The sequence below is a fragment of the Burkholderia sp. Ac-20365 genome (assembly GCF_017104715.1).
GTDB lineage: Bacteria > Pseudomonadota > Gammaproteobacteria > Burkholderiales > Burkholderiaceae > Paraburkholderia.
The window spans coordinates 291325-306879 of sequence record NZ_JAAGPI010000004.1; the positions used below are offsets into that span (position 1 = coordinate 291325).

Genomic DNA, 15555 nt, shown 5'->3' on the forward strand with positions numbered 1-15555 from the left:
AGACTGACAGGAGAAGGTGATGCAGAAAGCCACGGGTTCCAGTATGCAAATAACCCGCCCGCTACGCGCCGCTGAGACCGGACTGCTATCGATTGTCCTCGCAAATGTCGTCGAGACGCAGCAGGCTGGGGATGTGCCCCTCTCAGTTTTCTGTGTCGGGGATGTCCGCCAGTGGTTCCCAAGCCAGTCGGCGAAGCGCATTCTGGATCTGCTCGAATCAATTGCGCAGGTTCAGTGGTGGATGGACGCCTCGGAGGCTTCCAGTGACCCGAAGCCGATTTTCCGGCGCGTGATCGAGAAAGGAGCGGCGTTCGTCGTCGAAGTGGACAGGCGCTATATCGCACAACGCGAAGCTGAGAAGGTCGATTCGAGGCACCATCTTCCCGAGATGCTTGGACTGACCGAATCGGTGGCGATCGAAGCGCTGGCCAAGCGCGGACTCGCAGTGCGCATCCTGTTGCGCGACGGCCAGAGGACTTCGCCGTTCCAGACTGCCGATATTCGCCGCGACCGCGCGAACCTGAACGTCGAGCTGGGGCAGGTTGTCGCGGCGTTCATCGGCTAGCTGGCGACACATCTAAATCCGGCCAACATAACGAATGCCTGAAGATCAGGCAGGGTGTGCAAGCATGAACAGAAACTATCTCGTGACGGGCGCTATCGGCTCGGGGAAAAGCACCATTGCTCGCGCCTTGGCGGCAACCCTGGGCGAATCGATCGCTGTGTTTGACCACCAGACGCAGGACATTCCACGGCGGGTTTCTGCTGCCGTGGTCATTCTGGACGAAGCGCACGTTGATCTCCTCCTGGTGAGGTTGAGCGGGTTGGAGTTATCGATGTCCGAAGGCACGCGCCTCGTCTTTGTCTCGCGGGACGTCGCCAGCGTGCCGGCGGAAATCCTTGGCTTGATGGAAAGGGAAGGCGGCTTTCATCACATTCAGACGGGGCTCGTGAACAGACTGGCGGCAGAAGTGGAGATCGTGCCGATCAGTTCTTCTGCTGCGATGTGGGAACGGCTTCTCGACGCGATGGGCGAGCAGAAACGCGAGCGCGCTGTTGACCGCGTGCTCTCCGAGTTCTCGGCCGCAGTATCGGACGCAAACATATCCCCGATGGAGCGAGCTTCATTGAACGCGCGAATCGGCCTGCTCGCCAGCGCCGTACGCCGACCAGTACAGACGAGCTGATGACACACATGGGAATTCTCGAGCGCGCGGCCGTGGTGCCGCTGACGGAGCAGGAACTAGCGGAAGCCGATCGCATTATCGCGTTCGACGGGCTGTGCATTGCCCACATCCAGAGGAAGCTGCGAATCGGATGGAATCGCGCGGCGGATCTCGCCGAAGCGGTCGTCGGCTTCGATGCGCTTCCCGAGGTCGCACAGCTTCGGTATTCGCGTCGCTGACCCTACCTTTGCGCACACGGTCCCGGGTCATCGACGCACCAGATACACGGTAGAGGGACGGCGAAAGGCGAACTATCCGCTTTCCCGCGCGCCAATAGCGCTCACGCGTCGCCTTGCCTGCACCCTTGACGGTGGAAAATACGACTCCCTGGCTTTCCGGGATAGGCCCCGCATTCGCACGTTGCTTTGAGACGCTCTGCCATAGTCGATTCTTGCGGGCAGGGATTGGGGACATTGCATCTGCCCACGGCGCACCAGCCACACCAGCACTTTTTCTCGGGAGACAGCGAGCCAAGGTAGTGCAACTCGCTCTCTTGCTCCTCATTGAAATACGAGCCAGACATATCAACCATTCCCCGTGAATTTCCGTCCGGTCAGTGTATGTCAGTACCCTGGGATTCAAACCGGAATCCGGATACCACGGTGAACAACACCGTCCGTCCGACTCTAAGTCGGTGCGGTTGCACACACAACCGCAATTGTCGTGATACGGGGTTGTCCCAACGGAAGCTTTCAGTTCGATCAACTATTTTTCATTTTGGTAGGGCTTTCCGACGCTTTGCGTGATAGCCCTCACTCCTGCGAGGGCCGCAGGCTGACTCGGAGCGAAAAAATGAAAAAGAAAACGGCGGCAGGAGAGTGCCGCGGTCTGGCGCGGCTGGCTGCACTAGCGACGTGCGTTGGCGCGCTCAGCCTGGCGGGTTGCTCGTCTACCATTCTCCCGACATCGAATACGATCGACGTCGCGGAAGTCGCGAAGGTGCAGTCTGAAGTAAAGCGACAGGTCGGGGACTATCTTCTGTACACCCACGAACACCGGCTAAAAACGGCGTCCGCTGCGAAGCAGGCGGCGGGTGCAGGGGGCAAGAACGCCGGTGGTGAGTGCGTGAAAGGCATGATCGACTTCCAGATCGACACTCTCAAGCTGGAACTCAAGACGACGCTCACAAACGACACCACAACAACACTGAAACTTCCGATAGTGGCGAGCGTGGCAACGTTTGGACCGTCGTTTGACGGTACGAAAAAGAGCGAGAACACCCAGACGATCACGTTCTACGAATACCCGGTTCCAGACGGCTATTATCCCAGCCTGTTCAAGAAGGAGGCATTTGAGAACCGTCAAGCCGGCGCCGCGATATCGACGCTGCTCATCGCCCTTCATCAGGGGCTTGTCAGCGCGCGAGAATCAACGCCGTGCCTGTCCGGCCTCGACTACACGACGAACGAGCAGAAGAACGAGAATACCTACGTCATCGGGCTGACGATTACCAACACGACTAAGCCTGGCTTTACGGTGGGTGTCGGTCCCGTCACTTTTGTCGACGCTTCGCATGATCGCACTGTCGTGAACGACAACACCCTCACGGTCACCTTCAGGCAGATCGATCTCGATACGCTCCCGAGAGTTTCGCCAAAGGCCGTTTCCCATCAGTTCCCCGTGGTCGTGTATTCGGCTCACCACGCCTTGGCAGTCAAGCCTGGCCAGGGGTTCCTCGACGCGCTGGAAGTCAGCAGCGATCCGGTTCCGGCGGCGGCCTCGCGTGGCAGGAAAGTAGCGACTCCGGCGGCACCGGAGAAGCAAGTCTTCACTCTTTGCCGGGACGACAACTACTTCACCTACTGGTGTGTGAACAAGAACGAGAAGGTCGGATTCTGACAGAGGAGATCGCGGCCCGATCTATCTGAACACGCGTGCGGCGGTTTGGGCCGCAGAAAGGTCCGGTGAACAAGGCAGCAGGAGTGTGTAAAGGGGACGACGATGTCTACGAGAATTGTGTGGCTGCGCAAATCCGTACTTGCACTTTGTGTGGTCTCGATCGCTGGATGCTCAATGAATCAGGTCGATGCCGGTCCGCAGGTAAAGGTGTCGCAGGTATTCGTTCCGCCCGTCAGACACGGCGCTGGCACGGACGACGTGGCGACTCGATCGCTGGTGGCTGCGTTCAAGGGGGCTGGCTTCTCCGCTGTATCGATCGCGGATCCCAAAGCTCCTCCGCCTAACACAGATCCCGCAATCTATGTGTCGGCCACTTCGGGTAGTGATGGCGATGATGAATGCCTTCAGGCGTTCGTAGAGGTGAGGCGTCTTCCTCAAGACCCCAACGAAGTCCATTTCGAGTGGCATCAGGCTGCGAAAGTGCCGGGTTTCTCTCCGTACACACGCGACGGCTGCTCGGCCGCGTTTGTCACAGGTCTTAAAGGTGAACTCGCAAAGCGGAAACTGTGAGAAAGAGGCGCTGCTTGGCTAGTGTCCGGGCAGGTGCAATTAAGCGGTTGCTATGCCGGCGTAGTTGTGTACTCTTAAATCGCTTTCGTTTCGAAAGGAAGGTGGAAGGGTGAGGGACTGAGATCGCCGAAGGAGAAGAGCAATGAGGTTGGTCGTCACAATTGCGCTGGCAACCGTGCTGCTGGCCGCCTGCGCTGGGCGAAATGGAGACTTGACCGCCGAGTATCACCCGTACTGCGTGGGTGATGAAGATATACCCGGCGTGCCATATACCCGCAAGGCAGTAAATACTGCCAGTCAAGTCGAATACACCCTCACATACAACGTAAAAATGCGAGCCAATCTTTGTGAAAATCGAATGTGCGGATGTTGCGCGTGTTCGTACCGATGCGACATTCCTGTTACCGAGGTCACGCTTCACCGTGACTTAGCTATAAAGCGCGCGAACACCCCGGTTGTGCATGATGAAATGACGCAGGTGGTTAGACCGCCGCACCAAGAGTCGCTATCGGGTAAGTGCGCGGGTCGCTCGAGACCGAGCGCTTACCTGACTCATGAATTAGCGACCTACGACAGATATAGGCAGGTAATCGATAAAGACATCGCTGAACTCAGGGCCAAATATCCCGATCTCTAGGCGACGCTGAAGTGCTTGGTGGAACTAACCCCGGGGAGAGGACCGCCGGGGCCGTTCGCGTCGGTTATGTTTGTCGTGACCCCGAGGCAGCCTCGCCCTAGGCTGAACAGCTTGTTCTCTACGTGCATTACCCATTCCTCAAACCGGTCGTCCTGCTTCGTGAGTTCATATGCGGGCAAGCCGCGTGTCACCGACGAGCGTTGCAGCAAATAGGCGTCGTGCTCGGCTGTGCCAAGTGTCTGAGCAGATCCCGGGAAAGGGACACCTCTTGAGATCGAAACAACGAGCGGTTGTTCTCGTGCTTTTCCGGCCAACAAAAAAGCCTCCGGTTCATCTCTCGGGCAGTGGACGCGTACAAGTGGGCGGTACCCCAGCAAGGTCTCTGCGATCTCGAATCTCCGTCGCGATGATATTGCGCGTCCGGCAGCCGTGAGTTCCTCACCACTCCGACGTTGGCGGCGCGCCACCGATCGGCGGCGCCTCGCTATTAAAACGACGTATGACTGAATTTCCCGTTGGCACGGTCGATAAGAGGGGGGAGGGCCAAGGCGGCCCACAGCCAAACAGGAACTCACCGTGAAAAAACGACGGACGATCAGGTTTCGCGTCGCGAGGATGACGCTGGTGACGCCGATTCTCTGCGCGGCAGGCTGCGCGGGGTTCGGTTGGACGATTTTCGACTCATTCGATTACGCACTGAAGTTTGCGGCGTTCGGCGGTGTGGGCGGGCTCGCGATGTCGCTTCTCTTTGTACGGTTCATTGTCCGCCCATCGCAGCGTGTGCTTGATTTCTCATTGGCGGCGATTCTCGCGGTGGGCCTCCTGATGGCGTTCGGTGGCGTCGCGTGGATGACGGGCGATCTCCGGATGTTCGTGCACGGCACATATCCGTCTCTGCTGCTCGCGTGCCCGCTCCTCGGCGCACTCACCTTTATCAGATGGCGTCACGAGGACGTCGACACTGCCCGTATCTGTGAGTGAGAAGCCAACCGTGTTTCGACAAATGCTGGCGAGCGCACGCGCGGGTGATGCGATGAAGGGAATCAAGGGCTTTCGCCTGCGTAGGCGCGAACGGCCAAAGACGACGGTCGGCGTTCCGCGGTTGCCCGAGCCGGCCTTCGACCGCGCCGCGCGCGATAGTGTCTGGTCGAAGGTGCAGGCCATGGGAGAAGAGTTCTTTTCGATGTCTGAGGACACCTACGGCGACTGGCTCAATGCTTTGCCGCGCGACGAATTTATCGAGTTCCTAGCGCTAATTCTCGACCTCGAAGAGAAAGGTCGGACCGCTCCGTCGGTATCAACCGCCGTGCGATGGCGCGGAGAACGTCACTTTGGAGCGTGAATGGAACTGACACGTCAACACTACAAGCGGTTGCGCTTTTACTGGAGTGGCCGCGCGTCGGGCGGCGCGGGAATGACCGACGGTATCGATCTAGATCTCTCTGCGGGCGGTCTTGTCGAGCGGTTCGAGCGCCTCGGCTCAGGCGTGTGTTTTCGCATTACGCCAGCAGGTGAGCAGGAGCTTGCCGCCGAAAGCGCGCGCGAGGTTGAGCGTCGTCGTCCTCATCACGACCTTGGGGGACGTCTTTCAGCCTGGCTCAGAGATCAGGGGCGGGTGACGTGGGAAAACATCGAACTCCTCGTCGACAGGGAGTCCGGCGGTAGGCAGGCGATCCGGCCCGACGTGTTCTCGTTGGCCTCGACGTACGACGAAAAACGCATCAACCCCGCAGTGCACGAGGTAAAGGTCAGCCGCGCTGACTTTCTCGCCGATGTCGCCCGCGCCGAGAAGCGGGCGGGATATGCGAAGGTTGCGGAGGTCTTGTATTACGCGGTTCCTGCCGGGATGGTCGACGTGTCGGAGGTTCCGCTCGAGTGCGGGCTGGTGATCGAGATAGAACCGATGAAGTTCAAGATCGTGAAGCGCCCAAAGAAGCGTTCTGTCGCACTTACCACGCATCACTTCATGAATCTCATCCTGAAGCCGGGCAGCTTCACTCCAGCCTGGTAGGAGATGCATATGACTGACACCAACGAGATGCGGAACCGTCCACGATGTCAGCCGATCGCCAGCTTGGCTACGCGCAAGCGCCTGTACTGGCGAGAGGTCAGGGACGTGCTGGGCATACTCGCGTTCACCGGCCTCGTCGCGGCCGGCCTGTGCATCGCCGCTGTTCATTTCCTCGACGTGCCGTGGCTGAACGCGGCGCTACTCTGCGCTGCCATCATGGGTCCGCCTGTCTGGATGTTCTGGCCGGCATCTCCAAGCAAAGACGACATTGAGCGAGACCAGCAACTCCGACGGTCGGCAGGGATGCCTGACGACGTCGAGCCCGACTGAGGTTTAATCCATGAGCATTAGTGCAATCATGTTCGTGCTGTTCAGGAACCCTCCGGCGGCCTTTCGCCTGCAGGAAATCGAAGAGAGGGTTTCGAATCGCACTGGTTTCCCCGTAGCGGATAGCAATGACAGGTACGACAAGCTTTGGCCCCTCGATGAGGCCGATCTGGTGGCCGACGTTGGTCAAGACGGTGTCCTGCACTACCGCGACCCGCCGCGCTATGCGAGATTGCCTGATGTTCCGCCGCTTGAGGGAAGGATGTACAAGATTTCCTTCTCCTCCCGGTACTGGGACAGGGACATATCAGACGGACCGGCAATGCGGTACGCGCTGACCATTCTCACGCTTTTGGCTCAACACGACGTCGAAGGCGTGTGGTACTGCAGCCACTACTATCAGGACGGGGCGGATATTGCCCCTTCGACGACTCAGTCAGCACTTCAGATGGTCATGGACTTCGTGGCAGTCGGGATGACGTCCAATGGCCGGCCGGTACGGTATATCCGTACCGACGTCGGCGTGATCGACATCTAGCGGCTGATCGCGCGGGCTACAAATGGTTGATCCTGTCATTCCGCCGCCAGCAGAGCGACTCTCCGCGGACACCTATCTCGCGGTGCGCGACTGGTTGATTGAGCACGACCCGGATGGGCAACGTTTCCTGCAATGGTCTCGAGAAGAGACTGGTCCACCCCAATCGCCGGAGGCGATGGCGGGCGAAATTATATGGATCATCCTGTGTGCTGGGCGCTCGGGGAAGGCTGCGAGCACGTTGATGCGCAAGGTGAGAGCGGCGATTCACGACGGACGACCAGTCGTCGAGGCTTTTGGCTATCGTGCCAAAGCGGCAGCCATCGAGCGCGCATGGAACGACCGGCGCTCGGATTTTTCAGAACTGCAGGCGGTGCTCGCTTCTAGCGATGTAGACCGCCTGCTCGCGTGGTGCAGGGCGCTCCCGTTCGTTGGGGAGACCACGCAGTATCAGCTGGCGAAAAACTTTGGTGTCCAGTGCGCGAAGCCCGATATCTGGATGTGCAGGCTGTGCGGTATCCCGGACAAACCGCGATTGCCGCTCAAAGTGCGCTTTCATGCCTGCATGGAGCTTTGCAGCATGCTCGCGAGCGCGACGGGTGACAGCATAGCGACAATCGACAGCATGCTCTGGCTTGGCTGCAATAAGGGTGTCCTCGTCACTGATGGCAGTGCCAGACCCATAGCTGTGAACCTGACACCGCGTACGCTCGAGTCGATCCACGAAGGGGCTGTCGAACCCGCGTCGCCCGAGGCTGGTCAGTTGACGTTGGATATCTGAGGTTAGAAGAAGGCCCCCACGCCGGGGCGCGGAGCCGGATACGAACCCGGTATATCAAGGACAGGAGAATGACATGATGAACACGCTCGTTCCGCACAACCATCGTGTGCGAAAAGTTGAACTGCCACGCTGGATACGCGTTGTGGAAGCCGCCTTTCTGTGGCTCTCGCTGATCCCGGCTATCTGGCTGCTGATCATCGGCGCAGTGTGGGGGCATCCTGTGTACGACGCAATTGCCCATGTCGGCGCGACATGGCTGCTGCCTCTGGTCAGCTATCTGGACGGCGTGTTCAGTCCGCTGAATGGCGCGGCAAGCATCTTGCGGCCGAAATTCGGCAGTCTTGGGTTGCTATCACAAGCCTCAACAGAACGCCTCTTTGTGGGATCCGTTTTGCTTGGCGTAGCGGCGATCTTTCTGTCGGCGGTGACGTCAGTGATACTGCATCACAGAAATAACAGGGCGGCGCGGGACATCATCAACTGGTGAGCCGATACGGCGTCTTGTTCGCATATGACCATTGGCGCACAAGTGCGCCCCGCACCGGCCGGATGCCGGCCCTTAGAACAAAGATAATGAAACCGGAACTGAGATCCACCAATCCGTCACTCGCCGGCGCCGTCATGGGCACGAAGATTTTCTACCTCTTCGCTCTGGCGCTCACATTGACGGGAGCCGCCGCGCTCGCGATCTAGTGGTTGATGGGAACGCCTGACATCATGCAAGTTCCATCGGCCGCTATTCTCCGCTTTGCAGTCACACAAACGGTGCTTTTCGGTTTATTTGCCTGGGGCGCGCACTTTCTCAGCGGGCGACTGTTTGATCGACTGTTGAAAGAGACCCGCAGCAAGACGGAAGGAGCGTCCGGCGACTGACCTGGCGGCCCTTTTGCCAAAGACTTGTTAGCGGGTCGTCGCGCGTTGAAGAAACCGAACACGACGGGACCGTCAACTGAAATTCGTCAACCCGCAGCCGATAAGAGAACCTGTCGGCGCGCGGACATAGGGCGCGTCAGATCGACCCGAACTCTAAAACCAAGGAATATGCGATGGAATTAAATCTCTCTCAGGAGCTTGCGCGGCTGCTCAATTACACGGCCGACGTCGCAACGGCCATCCGGATGAACACGCCATACAACGGGGCGTATGACGAGCGCAACGTCGAGCACGCAAAAGACGTCATGTGGCTTGCCGATAGTCTCCACAACTTCGGCGTGCTCGGTCGGGCCATCGAGCGGGACGACATTCATGCAGTCGTTGCCGCATGCGATGTCCTGACGGACGCTTATCAGCGGTATCGCGAAGGCGACGTGGGTCCTAAGGGAGACCCGGTGGGTGCCTTTCGTCGCGGCATGCTGAAACTGGAGGAAGGCCTCGCCATCTTCGCGGATATCCGTCGCAAGGCAGATATAGAAGCCATCGCGTAGCAGCGGAAAGCCACGCCGACCTTGCGGCGCCGGGGGTAGAGCCATCCTCGTGCCGGGAACCGAGCCGCCTGCTCAGTTGGCGGGCCATTGAGACCACGAGTGCATATGGACAAGCAAGAGTTGACCAATGTCATACCTTTGCACGGCGGAGATCCCAATTCTTCGGCGCTGCGACTTGCGAATCGCTACGCGGTCACCACGGAACAATTGCAGGCGGCCATCAGGCCGCTCTTTCTGCTGATGCACGATCGCGGTATCGGCAACATTGTGATCGCACGAGACGGGAAGAAGGCGCTCCTCACCATTGACGGGGAGACGCTCTGACCCTGGCCGAAGAGCTGACTGAAACTGGGGCGCCGAAGCGTGGCACGCCGCCGTGGCTGGAGGCGGTGTATTCCGGTGCCGCCTGTCTTGGCGCACCAGCGGTGCTGCACGGGGTTATGCCCAGACCCGTGGCCTGGCTGGCTCAATGCCCTGTTCATGCGGATCGGGGCGAGTTTCATTGGCCTCGGACTCGCGTTCAGGACTCGGCGCACAGCAGGACCAGGAGACCGATATGCCGAAGCCGCTGCGGGCGCAATGTATGCAGGTTTCGCGATACGGCGCCTTCAGGTGGAGATGGACCAGTGAAGCGGGAGTGACAGCAGGATGACAGACGAACAGTTCGGCAGGTGGTTCAGCGGAGCGTTTGGCGTGCAGGTACCGCTGGCGTTTGCGGAGTATCTCCGGGACCATCCGCGAGGGGTGGAGAACGGGTTCGGCCCGAGGCTCTGGACTGCGGAAGCGATCCAGGACGAAACCGAGGACATGATGCTGGCAGAGAAGGGTGTCTGCATCATCGGCGCGAGCGACTCGGTCAGGCACTTCCTGCTCAGAGCCCGGGACGGCAAGATCTTCGCCGTCGACGCAAGGGACCATCAGACCGTCGACGCCTGGTTTGCCGATGTCGATGTGATGATCGGCCTTTTGCAACTCGAATGAACCAGCCGGAGAAGCTATGTTTGGGAAAAAGAAAGAGGTGGTAGCGGGCATCGTCGAGCGATTCGGCGCTCATTCGTGGACCACGGAAAGCTCGGGGTTCGTCGTGCTGCTTGAAGGGCACAATCGTCCGTATTACATCACCCACGGGATCTTGAATGTTCAGGTGGCTTATCCGATCAGCCTGACGGAGAAGGGCGATCGTGTCAGATTCACGGTGAAGCCCGACGGGTCGGTGGTGGTGCGTGACTTCATCAATGAGACGCTTGAGCTGCGTTTCTCTTCAGCGGCGACGCAGGTCAGTTAGCCGCCACAGTGCGACTCGATAAAGGTGGGGTAAAGCGGTACGTGGTGAATCATCGGGTCGCGGGAGCCGGGTGATCCTGTCCCGGACGGTATGATGGCGATTCAGCGGGCGGCCACCGTCGCCGCGCAGACGCCAAAAGGAGCCGCCGATGACGAACGTGACCAGCATTGGAAATCCGAACCTCGAGCAGTTACTGTCCAAGGCGCGTGACGCCCACGCGGCTGGAAAAGTTGGCGCGATGTCGACCGGGGAGGCGCTGGCGGTCGCGTTAATCCTCAATCGTCCCGACTGGCTCCAAGGCATGAATTTCACGATTGCCGAAGCGTTGGAGCGCATCGGCCCCGAACTGAGTCGGCTCGTTCCCGCAGTTGCTCGACAGTTTGAACGCGACAGCCAGGACGCAGCATACGCCACCGCGGAAAAGGCGCGACAGGCCCGGGATGCCGAATTTGTGGCCCAACAGAAGGCGGACGGGATCATGGACTTTTCGGGCGCAGTCGTCGGAATCGGGGACGCGCCAGGCTATCGCGATGTGCGTGTGACTTTTGACCTGAAGGCGATTGGAGACGGCCTTAAGGGCGCTCGTGTTGCCATCAGCATCAGCCCGCAGGATGGCGAAACACTCGTGCGACACATCAGCGGCGTGCATCGGTTCGCGTGGGACCGCAGTGGGAGCCGTCCTCTCGATGCCACGCCGGACGAGCGTCGTCCTGTATGGATCGACGCGCGCACCTGAGCGGCGACGAAATACGGGAGGATCACGTTCTGGCCTCTGTCAGTCGGTCGCGACAGAAAGTATCGACCCGGCGTCCACATCGCGCGCCTGAACCAGGGCGGTTACTGCTTCGCTTCTAGCCTTGTAGCCCGGGCCGAGCAAGATAGCGGCGCGGGTCCCCCGCCCAAGCGTCACGTTACTGCCCGTCTGTCTGGCGAACCACCGCCACTTTTGTGCCATGCGGCGCGGCTCGGTGAGCTTGCTCACAACGACGCTGACTTCTTCGCGCCAGATCTCACCGACCGTGACATCGGCAATGACGACGTGCTGGTGTGCGGACTTTTCGCTTGCCGCCACGCGCTTCAGGGTTACGTCCACAGGGAATTCCGTTGTTGTCGCAGTAAGATGGGGCTGCTTCACGCTCTCCGGCTTCAGAACGATCGGGCCGGAGCACGGGAATGCCACGCATCATAACGGCTCTTCTTTACGTGACAAGGCTGCCCCAGAAAATGGCTGACGAAGATCTGAAGAACCTTGCGAAAGGGTTCGCGCGCTACGCGTTCGATTACATAGAAGCTGCTCGAACTGTGGATGACACGATCGGGCGGCGGCCGGAGCACGACTTTATCTCGCCAATGCCCGCTTATTTTCTTGCAATGCACGGGGTCGAATTGTCGCTCAAGGCGTTTCTGATGTGTCAGGGCATGGCGCCGAAACAGTTCGGCCACAACTTGCGGACGCTTTACGAGACGGCGCAGAAGCACGGTCTCTTCGATGTGTACAAGCCACGTGCTTCCGACGATGAAGCAATCGGACTGCTGGTTGATCTGAACGCCGATCAGGGATTGCGTTACATGCGTGAGGGCGAAAAGGATTTCCCCTCCTTCGGCATCGTCGAGCCGCTCGCCGTGCGCCTTCATCAGGCGATCGCGCCGGTGGTCGGGTACGAGCGGACGTTCAACGTGCATTTTGGGGATCAGTAGGGCGGTACCGCGGCGGTGGAGGCGCGGGCGCGCACACTCGTCAAATCTCGTGGCAATAGCCGGTCCAGCCGTAGCCGGGCTTCTCGTCGAGCACGAGCGGATCGAGCCAGAGACGGGGCCACCAGATCTCGATAACTGCAGCAGGGCATTCCTTCGACACGACATGGCCATCGCCTTCGTAGAAAATCAGGTGATGGGTGTCCCGATAAGCTGCGGCGTTCTCAAGCGCTTCGTCGTCGGTTTGATAGAAGAACGCCGGGCGTTCGGAAGGCCCAAGCAAGGCGTGAATTTCCGCGGGAACTCGAAGCCCGCCTTCCGGGTAAGGCACAACCTCAAAATGCGACGCGCTTTCGGCGGCGATAAGCGCCTCGACCGCTTTTCCCATCCGGTCGGCATGCCTCTCTAGCAGACGTAGCCTGGTTTCCGTCCAGTCCTCCAGACCGCCATCACCTCTCACGAACTGCTCTGCGTCAGTCGCAAGGTGTTCCATCAGCCAGCTCGATGGGTGAACGGACAGGCGCGCGCGGTCATACGCTCTGGCCAGATCAATGAGTCCGGTCGAATACTCCGGGTAACCGGCCTGCGATTCGGGTCCGATGGATTTCTCGCTCCCCTGCACGGTGTCCCTCTCTTCTACAAAATCTGTTGCGTTGGGTAACGGTGTAAATGGCGTAGTGAGGTCATCCCGTGTGGCCTTTTTACGGTCTCGGCGCGGCACTTCGCCTCGAGCGGCTTGTTAAAGCGTGTTGTTGTCCGCATCGCCTTTGACCCGGGAAATACGCGAGTTTCACTGCGGCGGTCAGAAGCTCTTTCGACACTTTGTGGGAAAAATTCAGCGTGCGAAACAAGAAATATTGCGAAGACGAGAACGTGGCAATTCCGGTGTTGACTGCTTGTTCCGCAGTCTCTATATTCGGCGCACCGGTCTATCTCGATCGCGCCGCTGGTGATGGCAAAGGCAGTGCCGTGAGACGTAGCACACACATTCCGTTAGACGCACACAACCCCGACGTAGCGCATAACGGTGAGCCAGCCACTGCATTTCATTCCGCGCTACGGAAGGAGTGTTGCCATGCGTATCCCGCTGCTCCATGCCGATTTTGAGCATGGTTCCATTACCCGTATCGCCAAGGCATTGCGCAAAAGCTGGCCACTCGGCGAACAGTCCCTCATGCAGTCGCAGAACCTGCTGACAGTCCTATTCGGTTACAACAATCTGCATGATGCCCAGCGCGAGGCGACAGCGTCGTTTCCGTTTCCAGAAGGCTCGGTCAGCATGCAGCAGCTCGCCAGTTCGGTGGCGTGGCGCATGTTCGTCCGGCACGGCATCGATCTTTTGCGCGCACAGGAAATCGTCGCAGGTATCCATCTGCACGAACTCGCCGTCGACAGCATCTGTTTCGAGGTGAAGATGCGGCGAATCGCCGAAGCGGCCGCCTCAAAGGGAATGATCTACGACGAGGGGTGGGCGCTCACGAATAGCCGTGAGCCCTGGCCTGATTTGACGCCCGATCTCCTGCGCAGCGGTATCCCACCGTACAAATGGGCCATTTATCCGGACCGACGTGCGTTTGTCTGGTCATTGCTGGTCCGGCAGATTGAGATGCTTCCGGCCGATTACGCTGACCACCTGCGGGAAGCACGGGGACTGGGCGAAGGGCAGGATGCCGTGAATGCCTTCCTCGTCGAATCGCTGGTGCCCGCGGCGTGCCGGCCACTCGCGACGGTGCTTGCAGACGCACAGCTTTCTGCGGCGATCATGGGCCAGCAATGGGACGTGAAGTGGATCGTCACGCCACGTACCGGCGAAATTCTTGGCAGCTGCATCATGGCGGCGAAGCTTGGCGCGATGGTCGCGCGCGTGTTTGCGCCAGATGGTGCCGATGCTTATGAAGCGATGGCAGATCTGCTGTGCGGAGGAAGCGTGAATGAAGAGCTTGCCGGTGCCGAGGAAGACACGCTGGTGATGGAACCGTTTTGCCTGCTGGACCGCGATCGCGTGGATAAATTGCGGGCAGGCAGGCAAGACATGCTCAAGGACGTGTGGTACCACGAGCAGTGGCCGGAGAACGTCATGCTTCACCGCGACCATCGCGGGTACCGGTTGAGCGGCCGTGTGTTCCGCGAGCAGGACACAGCTTATATCGCGACGGCTCCTTTTGACGTTCGCGAGCAACAGCGCATGCTGCGCGAAGAGCCTGTCTTCGAAACCATTCAGGTGGGCGGCGACGAGCTCGAACTGGCTGAGGCTGATATCGGCATTCCCGCATCGGGCAATCACTGGCATGACGTCGTTGATCGCCTGTTCACCACGCGTCAAGCGGACGTTGAGAGGGTGATGCGCACGCCAGCGGGCGTTTCCCAGCTGATGCACGCAGTGACTGCGAATATCAGCGTCAACGAACTCGAAGCCTGGATGACTCGGACGCTTGAAGAAGATCTGCCGCTGCGCCGCGAAAACGAGACGGAAGAGGACGGCGAACTCATTCGGGAACGCGGCTATGCCATGAATATCGCTGAACAGCTTGGGCGCGACGTGCTTGCAAGCATGCCGGGGCTGACTGGGTATCCGGTCCTCGCACTCGGACTTCTTACGCTTGCAGCCGGTGACGAATATCCGGGTAGCCGGGGGCAGTCGATGATCGATGCGCCTGCTGCAACGGACTGGACGACGCAGAGTTTGCTGCTCGCCAGCATGCTCGTCTACGACCGCCCGGCGCACAGGATGCGGCTCTGGCCACTGCGGTGTGCGATTGCACCCGTGCTAGGTGTGGTTGCACTGCCGTGGTCGCGGGAAAAGGTTGGAAACTGGTACCAAAGTGCGTGCTCAGTGGCGGTTCAACTCAAGAACGCACGCGATCAGCTTGAACGGGTGGCGCAGTGGCGTCAGATTGAACAGGACGCAGTGAGCCAGCGGAAGCAGGGTGAGTTTTTGCGCGTGGGGGATGCGATTCCAGCCACGAAACCGAAATCCTTGATGGAAGCGTTCGGCGAGACGTTCTTCAGGTCGAGAAGCAAAGGGTTCAGGTCAATCAGCGTGACACAGGATCCATCACAATTGGCGGCCCGCGGCGGGTAGTCCACGAGGGCGTAATGTAGGTGAAGCGGGCGCATCGTGTACCTGAGGGCGCCCGTAACGCAGCGAAGCGCAATTCGGCCACTCAGGGTTGGCGCACATGCGTAGTCAAACGTCTGTGTGCTATCACACGCAATCCCACAGAT

The 15555-nt window shown here is 59.5% G+C and carries 22 protein-coding genes; 20 read left to right on the plus strand and 2 right to left on the minus strand.

Going from position 1 to position 15555, the window contains the following annotated elements; genetic code table 11:
* The first annotated feature begins 19 nt into the window (after window positions 1–19).
* The 18 genes from G3O01_RS10210 (at window position 20) to G3O01_RS10295 (ending at window position 11371) form a co-directional block, all read left to right on the plus strand.
* Window positions 20–565 carry a hypothetical protein gene (locus G3O01_RS10210; RefSeq protein ID WP_205804499.1) on the plus strand — a complete coding sequence of 182 codons (546 nt, stop codon included), beginning with the start codon at window positions 20–22 and terminating at the stop codon, window positions 563–565.
* A gap of 64 nt (window positions 566–629) precedes the next feature.
* Window positions 630–1187, plus strand: coding sequence for a hypothetical protein (locus G3O01_RS10215; protein ID WP_205804500.1), 558 nt, complete (start codon window positions 630–632; stop codon window positions 1185–1187).
* Entirely contained in the window at window positions 1187–1405 is a 219-nt protein-coding gene (locus G3O01_RS10220; RefSeq protein WP_205804501.1) for a hypothetical protein, read from the plus strand. The genes G3O01_RS10215 and G3O01_RS10220 overlap by 1 nt, the downstream gene beginning before the upstream one ends.
* A 613-nt stretch (window positions 1406–2018) precedes the next feature.
* The gene (locus G3O01_RS10225; protein ID WP_205804502.1) at window positions 2019–3065 is read left to right on the plus strand and encodes a hypothetical protein; all 1047 of its coding nucleotides are present in this window, start codon (window positions 2019–2021) and stop codon (window positions 3063–3065) included.
* A gap of 174 nt (window positions 3066–3239) precedes the next feature.
* Window positions 3240–3635 (plus strand): hypothetical protein, encoded by a 396-nt coding sequence (locus tag G3O01_RS10230; RefSeq protein ID WP_205804503.1) that lies wholly within the window; start codon window positions 3240–3242, stop codon window positions 3633–3635.
* Window positions 3636–3777: 142 nt separating this feature from the next.
* On the plus strand, window positions 3778–4272 hold the full coding sequence (locus tag G3O01_RS10235; RefSeq protein ID WP_205804504.1) for a hypothetical protein: 495 nt from the start codon (window positions 3778–3780) through the stop codon (window positions 4270–4272).
* A 576-nt stretch (window positions 4273–4848) separates the two neighbouring features.
* On the plus strand, window positions 4849–5253 hold the full coding sequence (locus tag G3O01_RS10240; RefSeq protein WP_205804505.1) for a hypothetical protein: 405 nt from the start codon (window positions 4849–4851) through the stop codon (window positions 5251–5253).
* 52 nt (window positions 5254–5305) lie between these two features.
* A complete protein-coding gene (locus tag G3O01_RS10245; RefSeq protein ID WP_205804506.1) occupies window positions 5306–5614 on the plus strand; it encodes a hypothetical protein in 309 nt (102 codons plus the stop codon).
* Window positions 5615–6283 (plus strand): hypothetical protein, encoded by a 669-nt coding sequence (locus G3O01_RS10250; RefSeq protein ID WP_205804507.1) that lies wholly within the window; start codon window positions 5615–5617, stop codon window positions 6281–6283.
* 9 nt (window positions 6284–6292) lie between these two features.
* The gene (locus G3O01_RS10255) at window positions 6293–6613 is read left to right on the plus strand and encodes a hypothetical protein (protein WP_205804508.1); all 321 of its coding nucleotides are present in this window, start codon (window positions 6293–6295) and stop codon (window positions 6611–6613) included.
* A gap of 10 nt (window positions 6614–6623) precedes the next feature.
* Window positions 6624–7148 (plus strand): hypothetical protein, encoded by a 525-nt coding sequence (locus G3O01_RS10260; protein ID WP_205804509.1) that lies wholly within the window; start codon window positions 6624–6626, stop codon window positions 7146–7148.
* Between the two features lie 22 nt (window positions 7149–7170).
* Window positions 7171–7926 (plus strand): hypothetical protein, encoded by a 756-nt coding sequence (locus G3O01_RS10265; protein WP_205804510.1) that lies wholly within the window; start codon window positions 7171–7173, stop codon window positions 7924–7926.
* Between the two features lie 73 nt (window positions 7927–7999).
* Complete coding sequence (locus G3O01_RS10270; protein WP_205804511.1) at window positions 8000–8413, plus strand: hypothetical protein; 414 nt, start codon at window positions 8000–8002, stop codon at window positions 8411–8413.
* Between the two features lie 559 nt (window positions 8414–8972).
* Window positions 8973–9350, plus strand: coding sequence for a hypothetical protein (locus tag G3O01_RS10275; protein ID WP_205804512.1), 378 nt, complete (start codon window positions 8973–8975; stop codon window positions 9348–9350).
* A gap of 105 nt (window positions 9351–9455) precedes the next feature.
* Window positions 9456–9674: a hypothetical protein gene (locus G3O01_RS10280; RefSeq protein WP_205804513.1), complete on the plus strand. Its 219-nt coding sequence runs from the start codon at window positions 9456–9458 to the stop codon at window positions 9672–9674.
* Window positions 9675–9998: 324 nt separating this feature from the next.
* Complete coding sequence (locus tag G3O01_RS10285; protein WP_205804514.1) at window positions 9999–10331, plus strand: hypothetical protein; 333 nt, start codon at window positions 9999–10001, stop codon at window positions 10329–10331.
* Window positions 10332–10347: 16 nt separating this feature from the next.
* Window positions 10348–10635: a hypothetical protein gene (locus tag G3O01_RS10290; protein WP_205804515.1), complete on the plus strand. Its 288-nt coding sequence runs from the start codon at window positions 10348–10350 to the stop codon at window positions 10633–10635.
* 148 nt (window positions 10636–10783) lie between these two features.
* The gene (locus G3O01_RS10295; protein WP_205804516.1) at window positions 10784–11371 is read left to right on the plus strand and encodes a hypothetical protein; all 588 of its coding nucleotides are present in this window, start codon (window positions 10784–10786) and stop codon (window positions 11369–11371) included.
* Window positions 11372–11410: 39 nt separating this feature from the next.
* On the opposite strand, the gene G3O01_RS10300 is transcribed toward G3O01_RS10295, so the two are convergent.
* Window positions 11411–11770: a hypothetical protein gene (locus G3O01_RS10300; RefSeq protein ID WP_205804517.1), complete on the minus strand. Its 360-nt coding sequence runs from the start codon at window positions 11768–11770 to the stop codon at window positions 11411–11413.
* A 38-nt stretch (window positions 11771–11808) separates the two neighbouring features.
* On the opposite strand from G3O01_RS10300, the gene G3O01_RS10305 reads away from it, so the two are divergent.
* Window positions 11809–12333, plus strand: coding sequence for a hypothetical protein (locus G3O01_RS10305; protein WP_205804518.1), 525 nt, complete (start codon window positions 11809–11811; stop codon window positions 12331–12333).
* A 40-nt stretch (window positions 12334–12373) separates the two neighbouring features.
* Here G3O01_RS10305 and G3O01_RS10310 read toward each other — a convergent pair whose 3' ends face one another.
* Entirely contained in the window at window positions 12374–12952 is a 579-nt protein-coding gene (locus tag G3O01_RS10310) for a hypothetical protein (protein ID WP_205804519.1), read from the minus strand.
* Window positions 12953–13405: 453 nt separating this feature from the next.
* Between G3O01_RS10310 and G3O01_RS10315 the strand changes: the two genes are divergently transcribed.
* Window positions 13406–15412: a hypothetical protein gene (locus tag G3O01_RS10315; RefSeq protein WP_205804520.1), complete on the plus strand. Its 2007-nt coding sequence runs from the start codon at window positions 13406–13408 to the stop codon at window positions 15410–15412.
* Window positions 15413–15555 lie beyond the last annotated feature (143 nt).

What these genes read in the sequence shown, in the direction of transcription:
- G3O01_RS10260 (WP_205804509.1), top strand. Translation starts at nt 6,624, where the DNA reads ATGAGCATTAGTGCAATCATGTTCGTGCTGTTCAGGAACCCTCCGGCG.
- G3O01_RS10230 (WP_205804503.1), top strand. Translation starts at nt 3,240, where the DNA reads ATGAATCAGGTCGATGCCGGTCCGCAGGTAAAGGTGTCGCAGGTATTC.
- G3O01_RS10210 (WP_205804499.1), top strand. Translation starts at nt 20, where the DNA reads ATGCAGAAAGCCACGGGTTCCAGTATGCAAATAACCCGCCCGCTACGC.
- G3O01_RS10280 (WP_205804513.1), top strand. Translation starts at nt 9,456, where the DNA reads ATGGACAAGCAAGAGTTGACCAATGTCATACCTTTGCACGGCGGAGAT.
- G3O01_RS10215 (WP_205804500.1), top strand. Translation starts at nt 630, where the DNA reads ATGAACAGAAACTATCTCGTGACGGGCGCTATCGGCTCGGGGAAAAGC.
- G3O01_RS10245 (WP_205804506.1), top strand. Translation starts at nt 5,306, where the DNA reads ATGAAGGGAATCAAGGGCTTTCGCCTGCGTAGGCGCGAACGGCCAAAG.
- G3O01_RS10290 (WP_205804515.1), top strand. Translation starts at nt 10,348, where the DNA reads ATGTTTGGGAAAAAGAAAGAGGTGGTAGCGGGCATCGTCGAGCGATTC.
- G3O01_RS10275 (WP_205804512.1), top strand. Translation starts at nt 8,973, where the DNA reads ATGGAATTAAATCTCTCTCAGGAGCTTGCGCGGCTGCTCAATTACACG.
- G3O01_RS10315 (WP_205804520.1), top strand. Translation starts at nt 13,406, where the DNA reads ATGCGTATCCCGCTGCTCCATGCCGATTTTGAGCATGGTTCCATTACC.
- G3O01_RS10305 (WP_205804518.1), top strand. Translation starts at nt 11,809, where the DNA reads ATGCCACGCATCATAACGGCTCTTCTTTACGTGACAAGGCTGCCCCAG.
- G3O01_RS10255 (WP_205804508.1), top strand. Translation starts at nt 6,293, where the DNA reads ATGACTGACACCAACGAGATGCGGAACCGTCCACGATGTCAGCCGATC.
- G3O01_RS10220 (WP_205804501.1), top strand. Translation starts at nt 1,187, where the DNA reads ATGACACACATGGGAATTCTCGAGCGCGCGGCCGTGGTGCCGCTGACG.
- G3O01_RS10235 (WP_205804504.1), top strand. Translation starts at nt 3,778, where the DNA reads ATGAGGTTGGTCGTCACAATTGCGCTGGCAACCGTGCTGCTGGCCGCC.
- G3O01_RS10250 (WP_205804507.1), top strand. Translation starts at nt 5,615, where the DNA reads ATGGAACTGACACGTCAACACTACAAGCGGTTGCGCTTTTACTGGAGT.
- G3O01_RS10270 (WP_205804511.1), top strand. Translation starts at nt 8,000, where the DNA reads ATGATGAACACGCTCGTTCCGCACAACCATCGTGTGCGAAAAGTTGAA.
- G3O01_RS10265 (WP_205804510.1), top strand. Translation starts at nt 7,171, where the DNA reads ATGGTTGATCCTGTCATTCCGCCGCCAGCAGAGCGACTCTCCGCGGAC.
- G3O01_RS10285 (WP_205804514.1), top strand. Translation starts at nt 9,999, where the DNA reads ATGACAGACGAACAGTTCGGCAGGTGGTTCAGCGGAGCGTTTGGCGTG.
- G3O01_RS10225 (WP_205804502.1), top strand. Translation starts at nt 2,019, where the DNA reads ATGAAAAAGAAAACGGCGGCAGGAGAGTGCCGCGGTCTGGCGCGGCTG.
- G3O01_RS10295 (WP_205804516.1), top strand. Translation starts at nt 10,784, where the DNA reads ATGACGAACGTGACCAGCATTGGAAATCCGAACCTCGAGCAGTTACTG.